Here is an 18,790-nt window from a genome sequence, read left to right on the forward strand (position 1 = left end):
TGCCTGGGCGCTGGCTCAGAAGTCGAAGAACACCGTCTCGCCCTGCCCCTGAATACGAATATCGAAGCGGTAGGCCAGCTTGCCGTCCACTTCGCAGCGCTTGGCGATCAGGGTTTCGCGGCGCTGCGGTTGTTCGATCAGGTTGAGCACCGGATCGCGGGCGTTGGCCTGGGCTTCGTCATCGAAGTACAGGCGCGTCTGCAGGTGGATATTGATGCCCCGGGCGAACAGCGACAGGTTGATGTGCGGCGCCATCGGCACGCCAGCGGCGTTGTTGACCACGCCGGGCTTGACGGTTTTGACCGTCCACTCGCCGGCATCGAAGGTGGTCGCGGTGCGGCCGAAGCTGTTGAACGGTTTTTCCACATCGAAGGCGCGGTCGTACTGGCCTTCATGGTTGGCCTGCCAGAGCTCCAGGAACGAGTCGCGCACCAGATGGCCGTTGCCATCGTAGACGCTACCGATCAGCAGAATGTGTTCGCCCGGCGCGTCTGGCTTGGCCAGTTCACTCCAGATTTCCTGCGGGCGCGGCGGATTGCCTGCAGCCTCCAGGGCCAGGCCGATGTGTACGAACGGGCCGGCGGTTTGCGAAGGGGTTTCGGGCAGCAATTCAATAGCCATGGCGCAATCCTCAGCAGTTTTCGAAGTGGGTCTTGCGCTGGCCGCGCAGCACGATGTCGAAGCGATAGGCCAGGCAATCCATGGGGTTGGCCGTGCTCATGTCGAGCCTGGCGATCAGGCTCTGCACCGCGTCGGGGTTGGCGATCGATTTGACGATCGGGCAACGCGGGATCAGCGGGTCGCCTTCGAAATACAGCTGGGTGATCAGCTTGGTGGCAATCGATGGGCCGCTGATGGAGAAGTGGATATGCGCTGGCCGCCAATCGTTCGGGCCGTTGCGCCATGGATAAGGCCCTGGCTTGATGGTGCGGAACAGGTAGTTGCCGTCGGCATCGGTCAAGACGCGGCCGACCCCGCCGAAGTTGGGGTCCAGCGGCGCCAGGTAGCGGTCGTTCTTGTGCCGGTAACGGCCACCGGCGTTGGCTTGCCACATTTCCACCAGGGTATGCGGGATCGGCTTGCCGTACTGATCCATGACCCGCCCGGCAACGAGGATGCGTTCGCCGATCGGCAGGCTGCCGGTGTTGAAATTCAGCAGCAAGTCATCGTCGTGCTTGCCCATTTTCAGGTGCGAGAAATCCGGGCCAGTGGTTTCCGAGATCGACTGGGGAATGCTGACCAGCGCCTGCTGCGGCGAGCGGGCGATGGAGGTTTTGTAGTCCGGGGTCAGCGCTTTGGGGTGCCAGTTGCGATCACGGATGACGAAACGGCTGGTGTCCAGTTCGGACATGGCGGTCTCCTTTATTGGAGTTATAGGAGCCTGTAGAGCATCAGGCGATGCGCCGCAGTGTCCGCCAGTTACTCAGCGATGAAAATTGAAAAGGGGTGGCACATCATTAACCAAGTGGTTATGGATAGACCCCGTCACGGTACTCTGCACCCACTTCGCGAAACACCGCCTGGCAACGTTCGGCACTCAACGACAGCGGCAACGTGGTGTTGCTGCAAATCCCCACCGAACCGCCCGCCTCGCGCAACTGGGGGGCCAGCTCGACCAGCTCGCCGCTGGCCAGTGCCATGCGTACCGCGTCGATGGGCGCCACCCAGAGCGCATCGCTGTCGTCGACATAGCGCCGGCCCAGACTCAGGGACAGCGTCTCCAGCCGTCGTTGTGGAAGATGTAGGCCCTGCTCGATGAACAGGCTGTCGATGCGCTTGCGGATGGTCGTACCGGCAATGGGCAATACCAACGGGTAGCGGGCCAGCGCCGAGGGGTCGAACGGTTCATCGAGCAACGGGTGAGCGGCGCGCACCACCAGGGTCAACGGCTCGTTGTACAGGTGCTCGAAGGTCAGCCCCTGGATATCCGGGCTGTCGGCCATGCGCCCGACCACCAGGTCGAGCTCGCCGAGGCGCAGTTGCGAGAGCAGGTACGAACTGGGCCCGGTCACTACGCTCAGGATCAGCGCGGCATGCCGCTCGTGCAGGCGCCGCACCACCTCGGGAAGAAAGCCGCCTTCGGCGGTGGACAACACCCCCAGCCGGACGCTGCTGGTGCGCGCTTCGGCATCGTGCAGGCGCTCGACCCCCTCGCGCAGCGCCTGCACACAGGGCCCGGCGTAGCGCTGGAAGTCGCGCCCGGCGGCGGTCAGCTCAGCGCCGCCCTTGCTGCGCGCGAACAGCTGGGTACCAAGCACGTCCTCCAGTTCCTTGAGGGTCTTGGATACCGCTGGCGGGCTGACCGCCAAGCGGTTCGCCGCCCGCGCCAGGCTGCCCAGCCGCGCCACCTCCAGAAAGCACTGCAAGTGACGAAACTTGATGCGGTTGTCGATACTCATCGGGGCTCCTGGAACAAGTTGACCGGGCCGATCTTCAGCAGCCGTGTTCTCATCGTTCGATCATGAAGTGCCAACCCGTGCGACGGTCCTGGCACCCGTTCGGCGGCGGCCACGCTAGCACACCTGTCGGGCTTTGCGCATGCCGCGCAACGCAGGCGACGGCGCTGCACTGCCCATGGGGTCAGAATGGGCTGGCAGCAATGAAACTCTGCCCCCGGAAAACGACTCAATCGAGCAATGACCCCGGCAGGCCGCGCCCTGCCGTCCAACCACGCTTTAATCACCGCAAGGTCTTCCAGGATGATCGCTCGCTGGCGCTGGCTTCTGTCGCAAACCACCAAACGCCTGTGGTTCCGCGCCACGCTGTTTTCTCTGGCCGGGGTGCTGACGGCGTTGCTGGCCATCGCCCTGCGCGACTTCGTGCCGCCTTCGCTGCCAGCCAAGGTCGGTGCCGATTCGGTGGACAAGATCCTCAGCATCATCGCCTCGAGCATGCTGGCGGTCACCACCTTCTCGCTGAGCACCATGGTGTCGGCCTACAGCGCGGCGAGTAACGGCGTGACGCCAAGGGCAACGCCCCTGGTGATGGAGGACTCGACCACGCAGAACGCGCTGGCGACCTTCATTGGCTCGTTCCTGTTCAGCCTGGTCGGCATCATCGCCTTGAGCACCGGTGCCTACGGCGCACAAGGCCGTGTGGTGCTGTTCGCAGTGACCATCGTCATGGTGATGCTGATCGTCTACACCCTGCTGCGCTGGATCGACCACTTGTCCAAGCTCGGGCGCGTTGGCGAAACCATCGACCGGGTCGAGACCGCCGCCCTTGCCGCCCTGGAGCGACGTGGCAAATGGCCGTTTCTCGGTGCTGCGCCCTACCCCGCAGATCTGAAGCTTCCCGCCAGTGCCGCTACCCTGCTCAGCCGTGACACCGGCTATGTCCAGCACATCGATGTCAGTGCCCTGGGCGCGGTCACCGAACAGCATGGCCTGGCGATCTACCTGGAGGTGCTGCCCGGCAGCTTCCTGCACGAGGGCGCGCCGCTGGCGCGGGTCGTCTGGCACAACGACGGCGCGGGCGGCGCCGAGGCTCAGGTCGACGTTGAAACCAAACTGCTCGCGGCCATCACCATTGGCCTGCGCCGTACCTTCGACCAGGACCCGCGCTTTGGCTTGTCGGTACTGGCCGAGATCGCCTCCCGGGCGCTGTCGCCTGCCACCAACGACTCCGGCACGGTGATCGATGTCATTGGCCGGGGGGTGCGCTGCTTTGCCCAGTGGTCGAAGCAGGCGCCCGAACCGCTCGATGAAGACGACCGCTGCCGGCAGGTGCATGTGCGTGCCATCGCAGTCGAGGACCTGTTCGATGACTTCTTCACCCTCATCGCCCGCGATGGCGCCGGGTTGCTTGAGATCGACATCCGCTTCATGAAGGCCTTGCAGAGCCTGGCGCAGATCGACCCGGCGCTGTTCGGTGAGCAGTGCCGGCTGCACGCCAGACTGCTGCTCAAACGCGCCGACCTGGCGCTGCAACTGGAAGAAGACAAGCAGCGGCTGCGGGCGGTGGCGGGCGATCTCCCGAGTGCTTAGCGCGACGCGCCAGCCCACCAGCCGCGGCGCAGCCCCAGGTAGCACAGCGCCGAGCCTGCCCCTGCCGCAGCGATCACCCAGCACATGGGGCGTGGCGAGCCGTCGGCCAGTGCGGCGACCAGCACGCTGAACGCAGCGCCAAGGGCAAACTGGCTGGCCACTGCAAGTGCCGCTGCGGCGCCAGCGTTGGCTGGGAACAAACGCAATAGGCTGGCCACGCAGTTGGCACCCATCAGGCCGGTGACGCTTACATAGATCACTATCAGCGCCACCACCACGGGCAAGCTCGGTGTTGCCAGGCTGCCGACGATCCCCAGGCCCAACGCTGCGACACTGACCAGCGCCGCCCCGGCACCGAGCATGGCCAGTGGGCCATGTCGCCCGACCAGGCGCGCGTTGACCAAGGTCACCACGATCACCCCGAGGATGTTCAGCGCGAATAGCCAGGCATACCCCTGCGGCGACACCTGGAAGTAGTCGATGTAGACGTACGGTGAGGCGGTGATGAAGGCGAACATACCGCCGAACGACAGGCCCATGCAGAGGATGTAGGCCAGCGCCTCAGCACTGCGGGCAATCTGCCCGTACGCCAGCAGTGCGCTGACCAGCGAACCGGCTCGGCGCTCGAGCGGATGGGTCTCGGGGATGTAGCGCACACTGGCCAGCAGGCATACCGCTGCGAAAACCAACAGCCCGACGAAGATGCTGCGCCAACTGGGCCACTGCATCAGAACGCTGCCGATCAGCGGTGCCACCAGCGTTGCCAGCATCGTCACCAGGTGCATCAGCGACAGCGTGCGCGCCGCTTCGCCGAGCGAGAACAGGTCGCGCACGATGGTCCTGGCCAGCACCGCCGCGGCAGCACCGCCCAGTCCTTGCAGCAGACGCCAGACGATCAATGCCTCGACGCTTTGTGCCAGCAGACAACCGACCGTGGCCAACAGGTACAAGGCCATGCCCCAGAGCAACACCGGACGCCTGCCAAAACGATCCGAGCACGGACCGTGCACCAGCATGCCGACGCACAAGCCGACGAGAAATATACCGATGGTCAACTGCACACGGCTGGGGTCGGCGGCCAGGTCGCTGGCGATCATCGGCAGGCTTGGCAGGTAGGTGTCGATCGACAACGGCGCGAACGCCACCAACGCAGCGAGCAGAACGATAAGACGGTTGGGGTGGATCGACATGGATGCTCCGGCCGGGCTATTTCGATAACTTATTAACATTCACCACGAATGACGCCAAGGGCCACCCATGGAAAGTGCAAGCGCTTCCACGGAAAACCCATTCATGGCGGGCCGGTAAGCTGCGAGCATCGATGACAAACAACGATGACTCCACCTCGGTATCGCCCTATGTCACTGCCCTTGCGCCTGCCGCTGCCGATACTCACCTGGGGTGAGGCCTGCATAGCGGCTGAAGAACCGGCTGAAATATGCCGGATCCTTGAAGCCGAGCTGGTAGCAGATTTCGTTGACCGAGCTGGAGGAAAACAGCAGCAGGCGCCGGGCCTCCTGCATCAGCCGTTCCAGCACCAGGCGTTTGGATGGCAGGTCGGCGATACGCCGGCAGATGTCGTTCAGGCGAGCCTCGGTCACGCCCATCTGCGCCGCATACGCAGCCAGCGGCTGATGCGCCAGGTAATGCTCTTCAATCAACGCGTTGAAGCGGTTGAAGATTTTCAGGTCTTCATGCCGGGCCGCAGAGGCCTCGCGAGAATTGGGGCACAGGCGCAACAGGCTGATCACGATCAGCCGCGTGAGCGACTGCAACGCTGCTTCGCGTCCCGGACGCGAAGCGAGGAACTCCTCACTGAGCGCATCCAGACACCACTCCAGACGCCTCGCCTCGGCCTGCGCCGCCTCCGGCAGCTTGCTCAGCGCCACGCACGCCGGGCTGACCTGCAGACCGGCCGGCAGCAAGCTGGCATCTGCCTCGATCAATTGCCACACCAGTTGCTGGCGCACGGTCAGCACATGGCCGTCGCTCTCGGCCTCGGTAACGAAGGCATGGGTCACCGTCGGCGGGGTGAGGAAAAACAGCGGGCCGGATTCGATGAATTGCTGGTCATCGAGGTACACCCGCACCGTTCCAGACTTGACGTAATGCACCTGAAAGAAACGGTCGTGGCGGTGCGCCGGCATGTTGCGACCGAAGAAGCCGGCAAGGTTGCCGAGCTTGTCATGGTGCACCTCGCTATCGCTGTAGCGCTGATCGTAGACCTGCCCAATGTTGATGTTGGGGATCGGATGGCGGTTGCTCATGGCAGGGTATCCAGCGGTGGGTCGAGCACGATGTCGAGGCTCATGGTGCATCGGTCAGGCGAGTGCCACAAGCCGTGCGTGTTGACCATTGTTAACATATTAACTATAACATTAACAAATTAACGAAATGAGGGTGCGGACCCCGCCCTTCACTGCCAGGAGAGAAGCATGAGCCATGCCTTGCATGACGCTGCCAACGGCACCTTGTTCGGCGTCGCGCTGAACTACAACGGCCTGCTGCAGCAGCGTCTGGCCGAGTTCGAGCAGCCGCCGTACAAACAGGCGCCGATCAAGCCGGTGCTGTTCATCAAGACCCCTAATACCCGCAACGTCCACGGTGGCGAGGTGATTCACCCCGCCGGCGAGCGTCTGCAACCCGGCCCGGCACTGGGCGTGGTGATCGGCAAGGATGCCACCCGCGTCAGCGTCGCCGAGGCGATGCAGCATGTGGCCGGCTACACCATCGTCAATGAATACAGCCTGCCCGAAGACAGCTATTACCGCCCTGCGGTCAAGGCCAAGTGCCGCGACGGCTTCTGCGCCATCGGTCCAGACCTGGTGGCGGCTTCGGCAATCGATGATCCCCACACCCTCACCCTCAAGCTCTACGTCAATGGCGCCGTGGTGCAGGAAAACAGCACCGCCAACCTGCATCGCAGCATCGCGCAACTGATCGCCGAACTCAGTGAGTTCATGACCCTGCATGCCGGCGACGTACTGATTACCGGTACCCCGGAAGGCCGTGTCGATGTCCACCCGGGGGATCACGTGGAAGTCGAGATCACCGGCCTGGGTCGCCTGGCCAATACCATCGTCGCCGGGCCGGAGGAGCAGGCATGAAACACGCACGTATCCGTTATCAGGGCAGTGTTCACGCCGTCACCGTCGAAGCCGACAACGCAGTGCGCCTGGCCGATGGCCAACTGCTTGGTGAGGCCCAGGTCGAGTGGCTGCCGCCGGCCAGCGGCAACATGTTCGCGCTGGGTCTGAACTACGCCGACCACGCCCGCGAACTGGCCTTCACCCCGCCCACCGAGCCGCTGGCCTTCATCAAGTCGCCCGGCACCTACACCGGGCACAACCAGGTGACCTGGCGCCCCGATAACGTCGAGTACATGCACTACGAGTGCGAGTTGGTGGCGGTGATCGGCAAGCCGGCGAAGAACGTTCGCCGTGAGGATGCCCTGGCCTATGTCGCCGGCTACACGGTGTGCAACGACTACGCCATTCGTGACTTCCTGGAGAACTACTACCGGCCCAACCTGCGGGTGAAGAACCGCGACGCCACCACCCCGGTCGGCCCGTGGATCGTCGACGCCGGCGATGTGCCGGATGTCAGCAACCTGAGGCTGCGCACCTGGATCAACGGTGAGCTCAAGCAGGAAGGCACCACCGCGGACATGATCTTCGACATCCCCTACCTGATCGAATACTTCTCAAGCTTCATGACCCTGCAACCGGGCGACATGATCGCCACCGGCACCCCCGAGGGTCTGGCCGATGTGGTGCCGGGCGATGAGGTGGTGGTGGAGGTCGAAGGCGTCGGCCGCCTGGTCAATCGCATCGTCAGCGAAGCTGACTTCTTCAAGAACAACAAGGCATGAGCAGCATGATCAAGCACTGGATCAACGGCCGTGAGGTCGAAAGCAAAGACACGTTCATCAACTACAACCCAGCCACTGGCGAGGCCATTGGCGAAGTCGCCAGCGGCGGCGCTGAGGAAGTTGCCCAGGCGGTCGCGGCGGCCAAGGACGCCTTCCCGAAATGGGCCAACACCCCGGCCAAGGAACGCGCGCGATTGATGCGCAAGCTCGGCGACCTGATCGACCAGAACGTGCCGAAACTGGCCGAACTGGAAACTCAGGACACCGGCCTGCCGATCCATCAGACCCGCAACGTGCTGATTCCGCGCGCCTCGCATAACTTCGAGTTCTTCGCCGAAGTGTGCACGCGCATGGATGGCCACACCTACCCGGTCGACGACCAGATGCTCAACTACACCCTGTACCAACCGGTCGGGGTCTGTGGTCTGGTATCGCCGTGGAACGTGCCGTTCATGACCGCCACCTGGAAAACCGCACCGTGCCTGGCCCTGGGCAACACCGCAGTGCTGAAAATGAGTGAGCTGTCGCCGTTGACCGCCAACGAACTGGGTCGTCTGGCAGTGGAGGCCGGCATCCCCAATGGCGTGCTGAACGTGATTCAGGGCTACGGCGCCACCGCCGGCGATGCACTGGTCCGTCACCCGGATGTGCGCGCCATTTCCTTCACCGGCGGCACCGCCACCGGCAAAAAAATCATGCAGGCCGCAGGCCTGAAGAAGTACTCGATGGAACTGGGCGGCAAGTCGCCGGTGTTGATCTTCGAGGACGCTGACCTGGAGCGCGCGCTGGACGCGGCGCTGTTCACCATCTTCTCGCTCAACGGCGAACGCTGCACCGCTGGCAGCCGCATCTTCATCCAGGAAAGCGTCTACCCGCAGTTCGTGGCCGAGTTCGCGGCCCGCGCCAAGCGCCTGATCGTCGGTGACCCGAACGACCCGAAAACCCAGGTCGGCTCGATGATCACCCAGCAACACTACGACAAGGTCACCGGCTATATCCGCATCGGTCTGGAGGAAGGGGCCACGCTGCTTGCCGGTGGCCTGGAGCGGCCGGCCAACCTGCCCGCGCACCTGAACAAGGGGCAGTTCATTCAGCCCACCGTGTTCGCTGACGTGAACAACAGCATGCGCATCGCCCAGGAAGAGATCTTCGGCCCGGTGGTATGCCTGATTCCCTTCAAGGATGAGGCCCAAGCGCTGCAACTGGCCAACGACACCGAGTACGGCCTGGCCTCGTACATCTGGACCCAGGACATCGGCAAGGCGCATCGACTGGCCCGCGGTATCGAGGCCGGCATGGTCTTCATCAACAGCCAGAACGTACGCGACCTGCGCCAGCCATTCGGCGGGATCAAGGGGTCGGGCACCGGCCGTGAAGGCGGTCAGTACAGCTTCGAAGTGTTCGCCGAGATCAAGAACGTGTGCATTTCCATGGGCAGTCACCACATCCCGCGCTGGGGCGTGTGACCCAAGCGCTGAAGCGCCGGGCGCGGCGGGGTCGGCAAGACCGACCGCTGCGCCCGACACCCCAGCCTGATGACAACAACAAGGAGTCTGATCATGGGTAAAGTCGCCCTGGCAGCAAAGATCACTCACGTGCCCAGCATGTACCTGTCGGAGTTGCCTGGCCCGCGCCAGGGCTTTCGCCAGGCGGCCATCGACGGGCATCACACCATCAGCCGCCGCTGCCGTGAGCTGGGCGTCGACACCATCGTGGTGTTCGATACCCACTGGCTGGTCAATGCCAACTACCACATTCTTTGCGGCGAGCATTTCGAGGGGGTGTACACCTCCAACGAGCTGCCGCACTTCATCAGCAACATGCCTTATGCCTTCCCTGGCAACAAAGAGCTGGGGTTGATCCTGGCCGACGCGTGCAATGGGTTCGGCGTAGAAACCATGGCCCACCACGCCACCACGCTCGGGCCGGAATACGGCACCCTGGTGCCGATGCGCTACATGAATCAGGACCAGCACTTCAAGGTGATTTCGGTCTCGGCGCTGTGCACTTCTCACTACCTGGCCGACAGCGCGCGCCTGGGCTGGGCCATGCGCAAGGCGGTCGAGGATCACTACGACGGCACCGTGGCGTTCCTCGCCAGTGGCTCGCTGTCCCACCGCTTCGCCCAGAACGGTCAGGCGCCAGCGTTCGCCACCAAGGTCTGGAGCCCATTTCTGGAAACCCTCGATCACCGTGTGGTGAAGATGTGGGAGAACGCCGAATGGGAGGAATTCTGCGGGATGCTCCCCGAGTACGCCGCCAAAGGCCATGGCGAGGGCTTCATGCACGACACCGCGATGCTGATGGGCGTGCTGGGCTGGTCGGACTACGACGGCCATGCCGAGGTGGTCACGCCCTACTTCGGCTCCTCGGGCACCGGCCAGATCAACGCCATCTTCCCGGTTACGCCCCAGGACGGTTCGGCGATCCCGCCGGCCCAGGCCGCCCACCCTGAAGCGGTGGTTTTCACCAGCCGCCTGTGATGCGCTCGCCGAGCCCAAAGCGGTGGCTCGGCGTTTATGCCAAGACGAGGTCGATATGCCACATCTGGTTCTGCTCTATACCCCTGACCTGGAACACGACGCCGATATACCCGGGCTGTGCCGCGCGCTGGCCGACCGCATGCTGGAACAGCGCGACGCAGCCGGCAAGGCAGTCTTCCCCACCGGTGGCACACGGGTGCTGGCCTATCCGGCGGCGCATTGCGCGGTCGCCGATGGCCAGGGCGACTACGGTTTTCTCTACGCCAACCTGCGCATGGGTAGCGGCCGTAGCCCGGCGGTGCACAAAGCCGTCGGCGACAGCCTGCTGCAGGTACTGACCCAGTGCCTCGACCCACTGCTGCAACGCCGCCCGGTGGGCATCACCCTGCAGATCGATGAAAGCACCCAGCAGGTCTACGACGCCAAGCACAGCACCCTGCACCCGCTGTTCAACCGCCCGGTCTGAGTCCGGCCCTGTCACCGCTTGCCTCCAGAATAAGTACAAAAATCATGAGCAAACTCCAACACGCTGCACCCGCCCCTGCCCAGGCGCAACTGGCCGAGGCCACCCACCGTGCAGTGACCTGGCGACTGATGCCGTTGCTGCTGATCTGTTACCTGTTCGCCCACCTCGACCGCATCAACATCGGCTTTGCCAAGATGCAGATGAGCCAGGACCTGCACTTGTCGGACACGGTCTACGGCCTGGGCGCCGGGCTGTTCTTCATCGCCTACGCGCTGTTTGGCGTACCCAGCAACCTGATGCTCGAGCGAGTAGGCCCCAGGCGCTGGATCGCCACGCTCATGGTGGTCTGGGGCACGCTTTCGACCAGCATGCTGCTGGTGGAAAGCAGCAGCGGTTTCTACCTGCTGCGCTTTGCCCTGGGCGCTGCCGAAGCAGGCTTTTTCCCAGGGATTCTGGTGTACCTCAACCGCTGGTACCCGGCGCGCAGACGCGCACAGATCACCGCGCTGTTCGCCATCGCCGTGCCGTTGGCAGGCGTGGTCGGTGGACCGCTGTCCGGCGCCATTCTGACCTTCATGCACGAGGTCGGTGGGCTGCGCGGCTGGCAGTGGATGTTCCTGCTCGAAGGGGCGCCGGTGGTGCTGCTCGGGCTGGTGGTGCTGCGCGCGTTGCCGGAACACTTCGAGCGGGTCAGCTGGCTGACCGAGCCACAGAAGGCCGGGCTGCGCGCCCAGCTTGGCCAGGAGGAACAGCGCAAGACCGTGACCTCACTGGGTGGCATCGTCAGCAGTCCGGCGATCTGGTTGCTGGTGGCGGTGTATTGCGCGGTGATGCTGGCGGTGAACACCCTGGCCTTCTGGATGCCCAGCCTGATTCATGGCGCCGGGATCGGCAGTGATGCCAACGTCGGCCTGCTCAGCGCCCTGCCGTACCTGGCCGGCTGCGCCTTCATGCTGGCCTGCGGGCGCTCCAGCGACCGTCGGCGTGAACGCCGCTGGCACCTGAGCGTGCCAATGCTGATGTCTGCCGCCGGCATCGCCATCACCGCGGTCGCGCCGCACAACCCAGGTTCTGTGCTGGCTGGGCTGGTGCTGGCAGGCATGGGTGCCAGCGCGGCGCTGCCGATGTTCTGGCAGCTGCCGCCGGCGTTCCTCAATGCCCGCACCCAGGCAGCCGGCATCGCCCTGATCAGCTCGCTGGGCAGTGTCGCCTCGTTCGCCGCGCCGTATTTCATCGGCTGGGTCCGCGACACCACGCAGAGCGCCAGTCTGGCGCTCTACGCCCTTGCCGTCTTCATCACCCTCGGTGCCCTGCTGGTGCTGCGCACCCAGGCCGCCATCGTCAATCCTTGAACGCCGAGACCTTTACCATGCTAGATACCGTTTCCATCCAACAGGCCGCCGAGCGCCTCGACCAGGCCGAGCGCCAGCGTGAGCAGGTCCGTCAGTTTTCCCTCGAGCATCCAGCCATCACCATCGAGGATGCCTATGGGATTCAGCGCGCCTGGGTGGCGAAGAAGATCGCCTCAGGGCGCAAACTGGTGGGCCACAAGATCGGCCTGACCTCTCGCGCCATGCAGGTGTCGTCGAATATCACCGAGCCGGACTACGGCGCGCTGCTCGACGACATGCTGTTCGAAGAAGGCAGCGACATCCCCTTCGAGCGCTTCATCGTGCCGAGAGTCGAGGTGGAGCTGGCGTTCATTCTCGGCAAGCCACTCAAAGGCCCGAACGTGACGCTGTTCGATGTGCTGGAGGCCACCGAATGGGTGATCCCGGCGCTGGAGATCATCGATGCACGTATTCAGCAGATCGATCCGCAGACCCAGGTCACCCGCAAGGTGTTCGATACCATTTCCGACAACGCCGCCAACGCCGGCGTGGTGATGGGTGGCCGCGCCGTTCGCCCCAGCGATATCGACTTGCGCAAGGTGCCTGCCGTGCTCTACCGCAATGGCGTGATCGAGGAGTCAGGGGTCAGCGCGGCGGTGCTCAACCACCCGGCCAAGGGCGTCGCGTGGCTGGCCAACAAGCTGGCCGCGTATGACGTCACTCTCGAACCTGGACAGATCATTCTCGGTGGCTCGTTCACCCGTCCGGTGGCCGCGCGTCCTGGCGACACGTTCCATGTCGACTACGACCTGCTCGGCTCCATCGCCTGCCGCTTCGTCTGAGGAGTTGACCATGAACCTGCCCATCAACCATTTCAAACAGCGCCTGCGCAGCGGCGAGGCGCAGATTGGCCTGTGGCTCGGCCTGGCCGATGCCTACTGCGCGGAGCTTGCAGCCAACGCAGGCTTCGACTGGCTGCTGATCGACGGCGAACACGCTCCCAATGATCTGCGCGGCATGCTCGCGCAGCTTCAGGCGGTGGCTCCCTACCCCAGCCAGGCGGTGATTCGTCCGGTGATCGGCGATACCGCGCTGATCAAGCAAGTGCTGGATATCGGTGCGCAGACCCTGCTGGTGCCGATGGTCGAGACTGCCGAGCAGGCGCGCCAGCTGGTCCGCGCCGTGCGCTACCCACCCAGCGGGGTGCGGGGTGTCGGCAGCGCCCTGGCGCGGGCATCGCGCTGGAACAGCATTGCCGGCTATCTGGATCATGCCGACGAACAGATGTGCCTGCTGGTGCAGATCGAAAACCAGCAAGGCGTGGCCAACCTCGATGAGATCCTCGCCGTCGATGGCGTCGACGGCGTGTTCATCGGCCCGGCCGATCTCAGTGCGGCGTTGGGTCATCGCGGCAATCCGGGGCATCCGCAGGTCCAGGCGGTCATCGAAGACGCCATCGTGCGCATCGCCAGGGCCGGCAAGGCCGCGGGCATTCTCAGCGCCGACCAGACGCTCGCTCGCCGCTACATCGAACTGGGGGCGGCGTTCGTCGCCGTGGGCGTCGACACCACCGTGCTGATGCGTGGGTTGCGCGAGCTAGCCGGCGCGTTCAAGGACACACCCGTGCCTGCCGGCAGCAGCGGCAGCGTGTACTGAGCGTTTCACGCACACATGAAAACGGCGCCCACTGGGCGCCGTTTTTGTATCCCGTCAGGCTCACATCTGGATGATGGCCTTGAGCACGGTCTTGAAGGTATCGAGCTGGTCTTGGCTGAACTGGGCAAAGACCTTGTCCTGCTGCTCTTTGGCGATGCCCCACAGCGCTTCGGTTTCATCCACACCCTTGGTCGACAGACGCACCCTGCCCTCGTCATCGGCGATCAGGCCTTTACGGGTCAGGTTGGCCACAGCCTCTTCGATCTCCCGCGCCGGCATCGCCACTTCGTACTGCAGTTGGTTGAGGCTCAACCCGGCATCGTTCTCCAGCACCATCAGCATGCGCGCCTCGCTGGTGCGCAGGCCGGTGCACAACTGGCGCGGCTGGTAGTCGGCCTGGTAGGCGCGCAGGGCCTGGGTCATCAGGTAGTAGAGGTTGTGTTGCAGGCGGCCCTGAAAGTGGCTGCTCGGCGCCTGACCTTCAGCCCGCGGGGTCATACGCGTGTGCGGCAGCACCATCGAGTAGGCGCCTTGGTGGTACAGCAGTGGCGAGCGGCCGAAATCATCGAAAGCCACCACCTTGCCAACCAGAATCCAGTGATCGCCACCGTCCAGTTGCTGGAATTTCTGACACTGAAAACGTGCCGAGCAGTCTGGGAACAGCGGCGCGCCACCGATACCCGCTTCGTGTTCGATGCCGGCGAAACGGTCATCCTTGGGCCTGGCGAAGGTGTTGGAGAGGTCGATCTGGTCAGCGGCCAGGATGTTCACGGCAAAGTGCGACGCTTCTTCGAACACCTCATGGCTGGTGGAGCGCTTGTCGATGCTCCAGAGGATCAGCGCCGGGTCGAGCGACACTGAGTTGAAGCTGTTGGCGGTCACACCCACCTTGCGTCCACTGGGACCGGCGGCAGTGACGACGGTGACGCCAGTGGCGAAATTGCCCAGGGCGCGGCGAAAGGCACGGGTGTCGAAATCGGTGACTGGGGTAGAAACGGACATGCAAGACTCCCAGGCAGGCCGCAATGGCCTGCCCTGTTCATTGTTGTGGTTGTCAGGACGGTGCGGGTCTGCTCAGACCATCGTCGGGTCCGGCTCCAGACCCATCAGCTCACGGCCAAGAATCTGCGCACAGACGTCGTAGTCGGTGTAGGCATGCGCGCCGGTCATGTGCGAGTCGCGGAACAGCCGCTGCAGCTCGTTGCTTTCGAACCAGGCGCCGCCGCCTGCGGCTTGCATCAGCCGATCGACTGCCTCGATACACATCTTCACCGCATAGCCTTGGTTGGTGCGCCAGAACGCCAGGGTGCCGCGGGATGGGTACTGATGCTGCTCGCTGTGCTCGGCAATGTCGTTCCAGCTCTGTTCGAGCAGCGCACGGGCGGCAGCCACCTGGTGCGTCGACTCGGCCAGGCGCATCAGCGCTGGCGTCGCCGCACCGACCGCGGCACCGGTGTAGGCACGCACACGGTTGCGGGTCTTGTCGCGGAAGACCTCGAGCATGCGCTCGGCCACACCCAGGCTGATGGTCGAGAAACCGCTGGCGAAATACGGTCGATAAGGAGCGAAGTAGATCCTGCTGTCCGGGTACAGACCAAAGCCTGCGGACTTGCCTTCCATCATGTCCTTGGCTTTCTGAATACGGTGCTCGGGAACGAAGGCGTCGCGCACGATGAGGGTCTTGCTGCCGCTGCCACGCATACCGATGGCGTACCAGTCGTCACGGATCTCGTAGTCACTGCGCGGCAGGACCGCGAAGCAGTAATCCTGGGTGCCTTCGGCATTGGCCCGACGAAAGCCCATGATCGCCCACTCGGCATGGTCGCAGCCCGAACTCCAGCCCATCTCGCCGCTGAAGCTGACGCCGCCTTCGACCTCGACGGTGCGACCGAACGGGGCGATGCTGCTGCTGGCCGTGGCATCCGGGTCGTCGCCCCAGACTTCCTCCTGCAGCCTGGCCGGGAACATCGCCAACTGGTGGCTGTGGGTACACAGCAGGCTCATCGCCCAGGCCGTGCTGGCACAGGCGCCGGCCAGTACGGCGATGCACTGGGCGAACTGCGGCAGCGACAGCTCCATGCCGCCAAAGCGCTTGGGCAGGAACACGCGGTGCATGCCGATGCTCTTGAGCAGCGCGATATTTTCGGCCGGGACACTGCGCGCCTGCTCGGCGGCGCTGGCATTGGCGGCAATGGCAGGGAGAATGGCCTTGAGGTCTTCCAGCAAGGGGTTTGGCTTTTTCATGAACGGTCTCTTTATTATTGGATGACCAGCAAGCCGCCTGGATGCAGCACAGGAAGGCCGTCTGATCTCGATGACGCGTTCAGTATGTGGCGCTGGCAGATGCCGAGAAATGCACGTTACGCGGGGAAGATTGCACTTTTCATGGGCCTGGCATCGAGCCTGGACGCAAGCCGTTGACCGCTGCCGCCACGGCCACCACAATCGCCCCCCCACCCTGCGCGCCCGCTCGCGCTCATCAAGGAGTGACACTGTTGAAAGCGCTTTCCCCCTCGGCGGCACGGGTGTGCGACGCCGCTATCGGCCATTTCGCGGCCAATGGCTACGACGCCTCCTCGCTGAATGAAATCGCCCAGCTGGCTGGCATGCGCAAGGCCTCGCTGTATGCGCACTTCGTCAACAAGGATGCGTTGTTCGTCGCCGCGTTCCAGCGGGCACTGGCCAGCGAGACCACCTTCGTCGAGCGAATGTTCGAGCAAGAGGCGGTCAATGCGCTGGCCCCCGGACACTGGTTGGTGCTGCAGCTGGCCGAGCGCTATCAGCAGTCCGAGCACCTGCGGCTGATCCTGCGCAGCGCATTCCTGCCCCCGGCGGAGGTCAAGGCACAGGTAACCTCAGGGTTCGAGCACTACCTGGAGGGTGTGCGCAAAGGCTTTTGCGACGCCCTGAGCGCTCGCTTCGCCTGGGCGGCCAACGCCGGCACTCGGGTAGAACTGTATGCCGATGCCTACCTCGGCATCATCGACAGCCTGCATGTAGAGCTGATGTACGCCGACCCGGCGGTATATACCCGGCGTGCGGCCTCGCTGCTGAAAATCCTTGACGACTCGCTGTCGCTGAACCAATGAGCGCGGGCCGGCTCAGGGTTTGATCTTCTTCATTTCTTCCAGCAGTTGCATCAGTTGTTGCAGCTTGTCTTCGCCAAACTGCGCAAGGATTTTGTCGTAGTTGCGACCCATCTCTTCGCTCATGGCCAAAAACGCCTGCTGGCCTTTGACCGTGAGGTTGATGAACACTCGCCGCTGATCTTCTGGCGACTTGCGCCTGGCGACGATGCCATCACGCTCCAGACGTTTGAGCACCCCGCTCATGCTGGGCTTGAGGATGCATGCCAGTTCGGCCAGCTGATGGCTTTCCAGCTCGCCCTGCTGACGCAGGATACGGATCACCCGCCACTGTTGTTCGGTCAGATCGTGGGCGTTCAGAGCCGGGCGAAAGAACGCCATGGTGGCTTCGCGGGCTTGCAGCAGCGTGAGGGTCAGGGAGGGTCTGGGCTGGGTCATTCTTACCTGGAACGTGATCGATGAGGAGCGTGCGGCGAGTATGCCAGCACGCGCTCATTAATACATTAACCAGTCAGTCGATGGTCAACCGGTAGTGACGCTTCTTGCCCAGGCTAAGCCGCCACTGCAACGTGCCAGCCGGTAGCGGCGCGTCGACATCGTGCACCAGCTCGCCGTCCAGGCGCAGGCCGCCGCCTTCGGCCAGGCGCCGCACCGCGCCGCGCGAGGGCTGCACGCCAGCCTGCACCAAGGCCTGTGCCAGGGTCGCCGGCTGCAGCACAGCGCGGCTTAGCGTCAAGCTCTGCAAACCGCTGTCTTCACCTGCACCGTACACCCCGCTGGCCGCTTCCCGCGCTAGCTGCGCGGCCTCCAGGCCATGCGCCAACGTGGTCACCTGGTCGGCCAACAGCACCTTGGCCTGATTCAGCGCCGCGCCGCCGTCACGGGTCAGCTCGGCGATCTGCGACATCGGCAGTTCAGTGAACAACGCCAGGAAGCGCGCCACATCGCGGTCATCGCAATTGCGCCAGAACTGCCAGAAGTCGAAGCTCGACAAGCGCTGTTCGTCGAGCCACACGGCACCGTTGACCGATTTGCCCATCTTCTTGCCATCACTGCTGGTCAACAGCGGCATGGTCAGCCCGAACAGTGCGCGCTGGTCGCGGCGCCTGCCCAGTTCCACGCCATTGATGATGTTGGCCCACTGATCGGCCCCGCCCAGTTGCACCGTGCAGTCGTGCTGGCGCGCCAGCTCGGTGAAGTCGTGCGCCTGCAACAGCGTGTAGCCGAACTCCAGGAATGACAGCGAGTGCTCGCGCTCCAGGCGCTGGCGCACCGAGTCGAAAGTCAGCAGGCGGTTGATGGAGAAATAGCGGCCAACCTGATCGAGAAACTGCAGGTAGCCAATGCCGTCGAGCCACTGGGCGTTATCGACGACCAATCCGGCGCCCTCGCCCAGCTGCAGGTAACGGCCGAAGGTGCGCGTGATGCCAGCGATATTGGCCTGGATCTGCGCTTGATCGAGAATGGGCCGGCTTTCGTCACGAAAGCTCGGGTCGCCGATTCGGGTAGTCGCGCCGCCGATCAGCAGGATCGGCCGATGGCCCGCCTGCTGCAGCCAGCGCATCAGCATCAGCCCTTGCAGGTGACCGACGTGCAGGCTGTCGGCAGTGGCGTCGAAGCCCAGGTAGAAGGTACGCGGCCGCTCCTGCAAATGCGCGCGCAGGCCTTCGAGGTCGGTGCTCTGGTGGATGAATCCCCTGGCGTGCAGGTGGTCGATCAGGTCGAATTGAGCTTCGCTCATGACAGCTCCTCAGGTTGTGGCCCAAGGCGCAAGACCCACGTCAGGCCGCCTTGGGCGGATGACGTGCACGTAGCTACGACCGCCTCAGAACGAGGAAGCGTAGTAACGGTAACGAAGTGATTTAGTTAACATGTTCATGGGCCGCATCATCCAAAAGTTTGCCGGCGAGG

Annotated in this window: 19 protein-coding genes; 10 read left to right on the forward strand and 9 right to left on the reverse strand. The window is 63.9% G+C overall.

The features are described from left to right. Positions 1-15: 15 nt before the first annotated feature. The 3 genes from pcaG to pcaQ form a co-directional block, all read right to left on the reverse strand. The gene (gene pcaG, locus LK03_RS17645; protein WP_038413715.1) at positions 16-621 is read right to left on the reverse strand and encodes a protocatechuate 3,4-dioxygenase subunit alpha; all 606 of its coding nucleotides are present in this window, start codon (positions 619-621) and stop codon (positions 16-18) included. A 10-nt stretch (positions 622-631) separates the two neighbouring features. Continuing rightward, positions 632-1,351, reverse strand: a complete 720-nt coding sequence (gene pcaH / locus LK03_RS17650) for a protocatechuate 3,4-dioxygenase subunit beta (RefSeq protein ID WP_038413716.1) — start codon at positions 1,349-1,351, stop codon at positions 632-634. 118 nt (positions 1,352-1,469) lie between these two features. Then, positions 1,470-2,399 carry a pca operon transcription factor PcaQ gene (pcaQ, locus tag LK03_RS17655; protein ID WP_038413717.1) on the reverse strand — a complete coding sequence of 310 codons (930 nt, stop codon included), beginning with the start codon at positions 2,397-2,399 and terminating at the stop codon, positions 1,470-1,472. Between the two features lie 300 nt (positions 2,400-2,699). On the opposite strand from pcaQ, the gene LK03_RS17660 reads away from it, so the two are divergent. Further along, a complete protein-coding gene (locus tag LK03_RS17660; RefSeq protein WP_038413719.1) occupies positions 2,700-3,986 on the forward strand; it encodes a DUF2254 domain-containing protein in 1,287 nt (428 codons plus the stop codon). Here LK03_RS17660 and LK03_RS17665 read toward each other — a convergent pair. Next, positions 3,983-5,176, reverse strand: a complete 1,194-nt coding sequence (locus tag LK03_RS17665; RefSeq protein ID WP_038413720.1) for a Bcr/CflA family multidrug efflux MFS transporter — start codon at positions 5,174-5,176, stop codon at positions 3,983-3,985. The genes LK03_RS17660 and LK03_RS17665 overlap by 4 nt on opposite strands. A gap of 171 nt (positions 5,177-5,347) precedes the next feature. Beyond that, positions 5,348-6,253 (reverse strand): 4-hydroxyphenylacetate catabolism regulatory protein HpaA, encoded by a 906-nt coding sequence (gene hpaA / locus LK03_RS17670; RefSeq protein ID WP_038413722.1) that lies wholly within the window; start codon positions 6,251-6,253, stop codon positions 5,348-5,350. A gap of 168 nt (positions 6,254-6,421) precedes the next feature. Between hpaA and LK03_RS17675 the strand changes: the two genes are divergently transcribed. From LK03_RS17675 to hpaI, 8 genes are all read left to right on the forward strand, one after another. Beyond that, positions 6,422-7,093 carry a fumarylacetoacetate hydrolase family protein gene (locus tag LK03_RS17675; RefSeq protein ID WP_038413723.1) on the forward strand — a complete coding sequence of 224 codons (672 nt, stop codon included), beginning with the start codon at positions 6,422-6,424 and terminating at the stop codon, positions 7,091-7,093. After that, entirely contained in the window at positions 7,090-7,857 is a 768-nt protein-coding gene (locus LK03_RS17680) for a fumarylacetoacetate hydrolase family protein (protein WP_038413724.1), read from the forward strand. Before LK03_RS17675 ends, LK03_RS17680 begins: the two co-directional genes overlap by 4 nt. A 5-nt stretch (positions 7,858-7,862) precedes the next feature. Next, complete coding sequence (hpaE, locus tag LK03_RS17685) at positions 7,863-9,323, forward strand: 5-carboxymethyl-2-hydroxymuconate semialdehyde dehydrogenase (protein ID WP_038414810.1); 1,461 nt, start codon at positions 7,863-7,865, stop codon at positions 9,321-9,323. A gap of 93 nt (positions 9,324-9,416) precedes the next feature. Continuing rightward, entirely contained in the window at positions 9,417-10,340 is a 924-nt protein-coding gene (gene hpaD / locus LK03_RS17690; protein ID WP_038413725.1) for a 3,4-dihydroxyphenylacetate 2,3-dioxygenase, read from the forward strand. A gap of 55 nt (positions 10,341-10,395) precedes the next feature. Then, a complete protein-coding gene (locus LK03_RS17695; RefSeq protein ID WP_038413727.1) occupies positions 10,396-10,806 on the forward strand; it encodes a 5-carboxymethyl-2-hydroxymuconate Delta-isomerase in 411 nt (136 codons plus the stop codon). A gap of 44 nt (positions 10,807-10,850) precedes the next feature. Next, positions 10,851-12,158 (forward strand): MFS transporter, encoded by a 1,308-nt coding sequence (locus tag LK03_RS17700; RefSeq protein WP_038413728.1) that lies wholly within the window; start codon positions 10,851-10,853, stop codon positions 12,156-12,158. Between the two features lie 17 nt (positions 12,159-12,175). After that, entirely contained in the window at positions 12,176-12,979 is an 804-nt protein-coding gene (hpaH, locus tag LK03_RS17705) for a 2-oxo-hept-4-ene-1,7-dioate hydratase (RefSeq protein WP_038414811.1), read from the forward strand. 10 nt (positions 12,980-12,989) lie between these two features. After that, positions 12,990-13,793, forward strand: a complete 804-nt coding sequence (gene hpaI, locus LK03_RS17710) for a 4-hydroxy-2-oxoheptanedioate aldolase (RefSeq protein ID WP_038413729.1) — start codon at positions 12,990-12,992, stop codon at positions 13,791-13,793. A gap of 60 nt (positions 13,794-13,853) precedes the next feature. On the opposite strand, the gene LK03_RS17715 is transcribed toward hpaI, so the two are convergent. Then, positions 13,854-14,795, reverse strand: a complete 942-nt coding sequence (locus tag LK03_RS17715; RefSeq protein ID WP_038413731.1) for a p-hydroxyphenylacetate 3-hydroxylase reductase component — start codon at positions 14,793-14,795, stop codon at positions 13,854-13,856. A 72-nt stretch (positions 14,796-14,867) separates the two neighbouring features. Beyond that, positions 14,868-16,037 (reverse strand): p-hydroxyphenylacetate 3-hydroxylase oxygenase component, encoded by a 1,170-nt coding sequence (locus LK03_RS17720; protein WP_038413732.1) that lies wholly within the window; start codon positions 16,035-16,037, stop codon positions 14,868-14,870. A 242-nt stretch (positions 16,038-16,279) separates the two neighbouring features. Here LK03_RS17720 and LK03_RS17725 point away from each other — a divergent pair, with 242 nt between their 5' ends. After that, positions 16,280-16,882 carry a TetR family transcriptional regulator gene (locus LK03_RS17725; RefSeq protein ID WP_081951631.1) on the forward strand — a complete coding sequence of 201 codons (603 nt, stop codon included), beginning with the start codon at positions 16,280-16,282 and terminating at the stop codon, positions 16,880-16,882. Positions 16,883-16,894: 12 nt separating this feature from the next. Here LK03_RS17725 and hpaR read toward each other — a convergent pair whose 3' ends face one another. Continuing rightward, entirely contained in the window at positions 16,895-17,317 is a 423-nt protein-coding gene (gene hpaR, locus LK03_RS17730; RefSeq protein ID WP_038413734.1) for a homoprotocatechuate degradation operon regulator HpaR, read from the reverse strand. A gap of 73 nt (positions 17,318-17,390) precedes the next feature. Further along, on the reverse strand, positions 17,391-18,620 hold the full coding sequence (gene tyrS, locus LK03_RS17735; RefSeq protein WP_038413735.1) for a tyrosine--tRNA ligase: 1,230 nt from the start codon (positions 18,618-18,620) through the stop codon (positions 17,391-17,393). Positions 18,621-18,790: the final 170 nt, after the last annotated feature.

This window comes from Pseudomonas cremoricolorata (assembly GCF_000759535.1).
In the GTDB taxonomy this organism is placed as follows: Bacteria; Pseudomonadota; Gammaproteobacteria; order Pseudomonadales; family Pseudomonadaceae; genus Aquipseudomonas; species Aquipseudomonas cremoricolorata_A.

Excerpts from the sequence above, each read along its gene's own strand:
- LK03_RS17720 (WP_038413732.1), bottom strand. The coding sequence starts at position 16,037 with ATGAAAAAGCCAAACCCCTTGCTGGAAGACCTCAAGGCCATTCTCCCT.
- hpaR (WP_038413734.1), bottom strand. The coding sequence starts at position 17,317 with ATGACCCAGCCCAGACCCTCCCTGACCCTCACGCTGCTGCAAGCCCGC.
- tyrS (WP_038413735.1), bottom strand. The coding sequence starts at position 18,620 with ATGAGCGAAGCTCAATTCGACCTGATCGACCACCTGCACGCCAGGGGA.
- LK03_RS17675 (WP_038413723.1), top strand. The coding sequence starts at position 6,422 with ATGAGCCATGCCTTGCATGACGCTGCCAACGGCACCTTGTTCGGCGTC.
- LK03_RS17665 (WP_038413720.1), bottom strand. The coding sequence starts at position 5,176 with ATGTCGATCCACCCCAACCGTCTTATCGTTCTGCTCGCTGCGTTGGTG.
- pcaQ (WP_038413717.1), bottom strand. The coding sequence starts at position 2,399 with ATGAGTATCGACAACCGCATCAAGTTTCGTCACTTGCAGTGCTTTCTG.
- LK03_RS17680 (WP_038413724.1), top strand. The coding sequence starts at position 7,090 with ATGAAACACGCACGTATCCGTTATCAGGGCAGTGTTCACGCCGTCACC.
- LK03_RS17660 (WP_038413719.1), top strand. The coding sequence starts at position 2,700 with ATGATCGCTCGCTGGCGCTGGCTTCTGTCGCAAACCACCAAACGCCTG.
- LK03_RS17695 (WP_038413727.1), top strand. The coding sequence starts at position 10,396 with ATGCCACATCTGGTTCTGCTCTATACCCCTGACCTGGAACACGACGCC.
- pcaH (WP_038413716.1), bottom strand. The coding sequence starts at position 1,351 with ATGTCCGAACTGGACACCAGCCGTTTCGTCATCCGTGATCGCAACTGG.
- pcaG (WP_038413715.1), bottom strand. The coding sequence starts at position 621 with ATGGCTATTGAATTGCTGCCCGAAACCCCTTCGCAAACCGCCGGCCCG.
- LK03_RS17700 (WP_038413728.1), top strand. The coding sequence starts at position 10,851 with ATGAGCAAACTCCAACACGCTGCACCCGCCCCTGCCCAGGCGCAACTG.
- hpaE (WP_038414810.1), top strand. The coding sequence starts at position 7,863 with ATGATCAAGCACTGGATCAACGGCCGTGAGGTCGAAAGCAAAGACACG.
- LK03_RS17715 (WP_038413731.1), bottom strand. The coding sequence starts at position 14,795 with ATGTCCGTTTCTACCCCAGTCACCGATTTCGACACCCGTGCCTTTCGC.
- hpaA (WP_038413722.1), bottom strand. The coding sequence starts at position 6,253 with ATGAGCAACCGCCATCCGATCCCCAACATCAACATTGGGCAGGTCTAC.
- hpaD (WP_038413725.1), top strand. The coding sequence starts at position 9,417 with ATGGGTAAAGTCGCCCTGGCAGCAAAGATCACTCACGTGCCCAGCATG.
- hpaH (WP_038414811.1), top strand. The coding sequence starts at position 12,176 with ATGCTAGATACCGTTTCCATCCAACAGGCCGCCGAGCGCCTCGACCAG.
- hpaI (WP_038413729.1), top strand. The coding sequence starts at position 12,990 with ATGAACCTGCCCATCAACCATTTCAAACAGCGCCTGCGCAGCGGCGAG.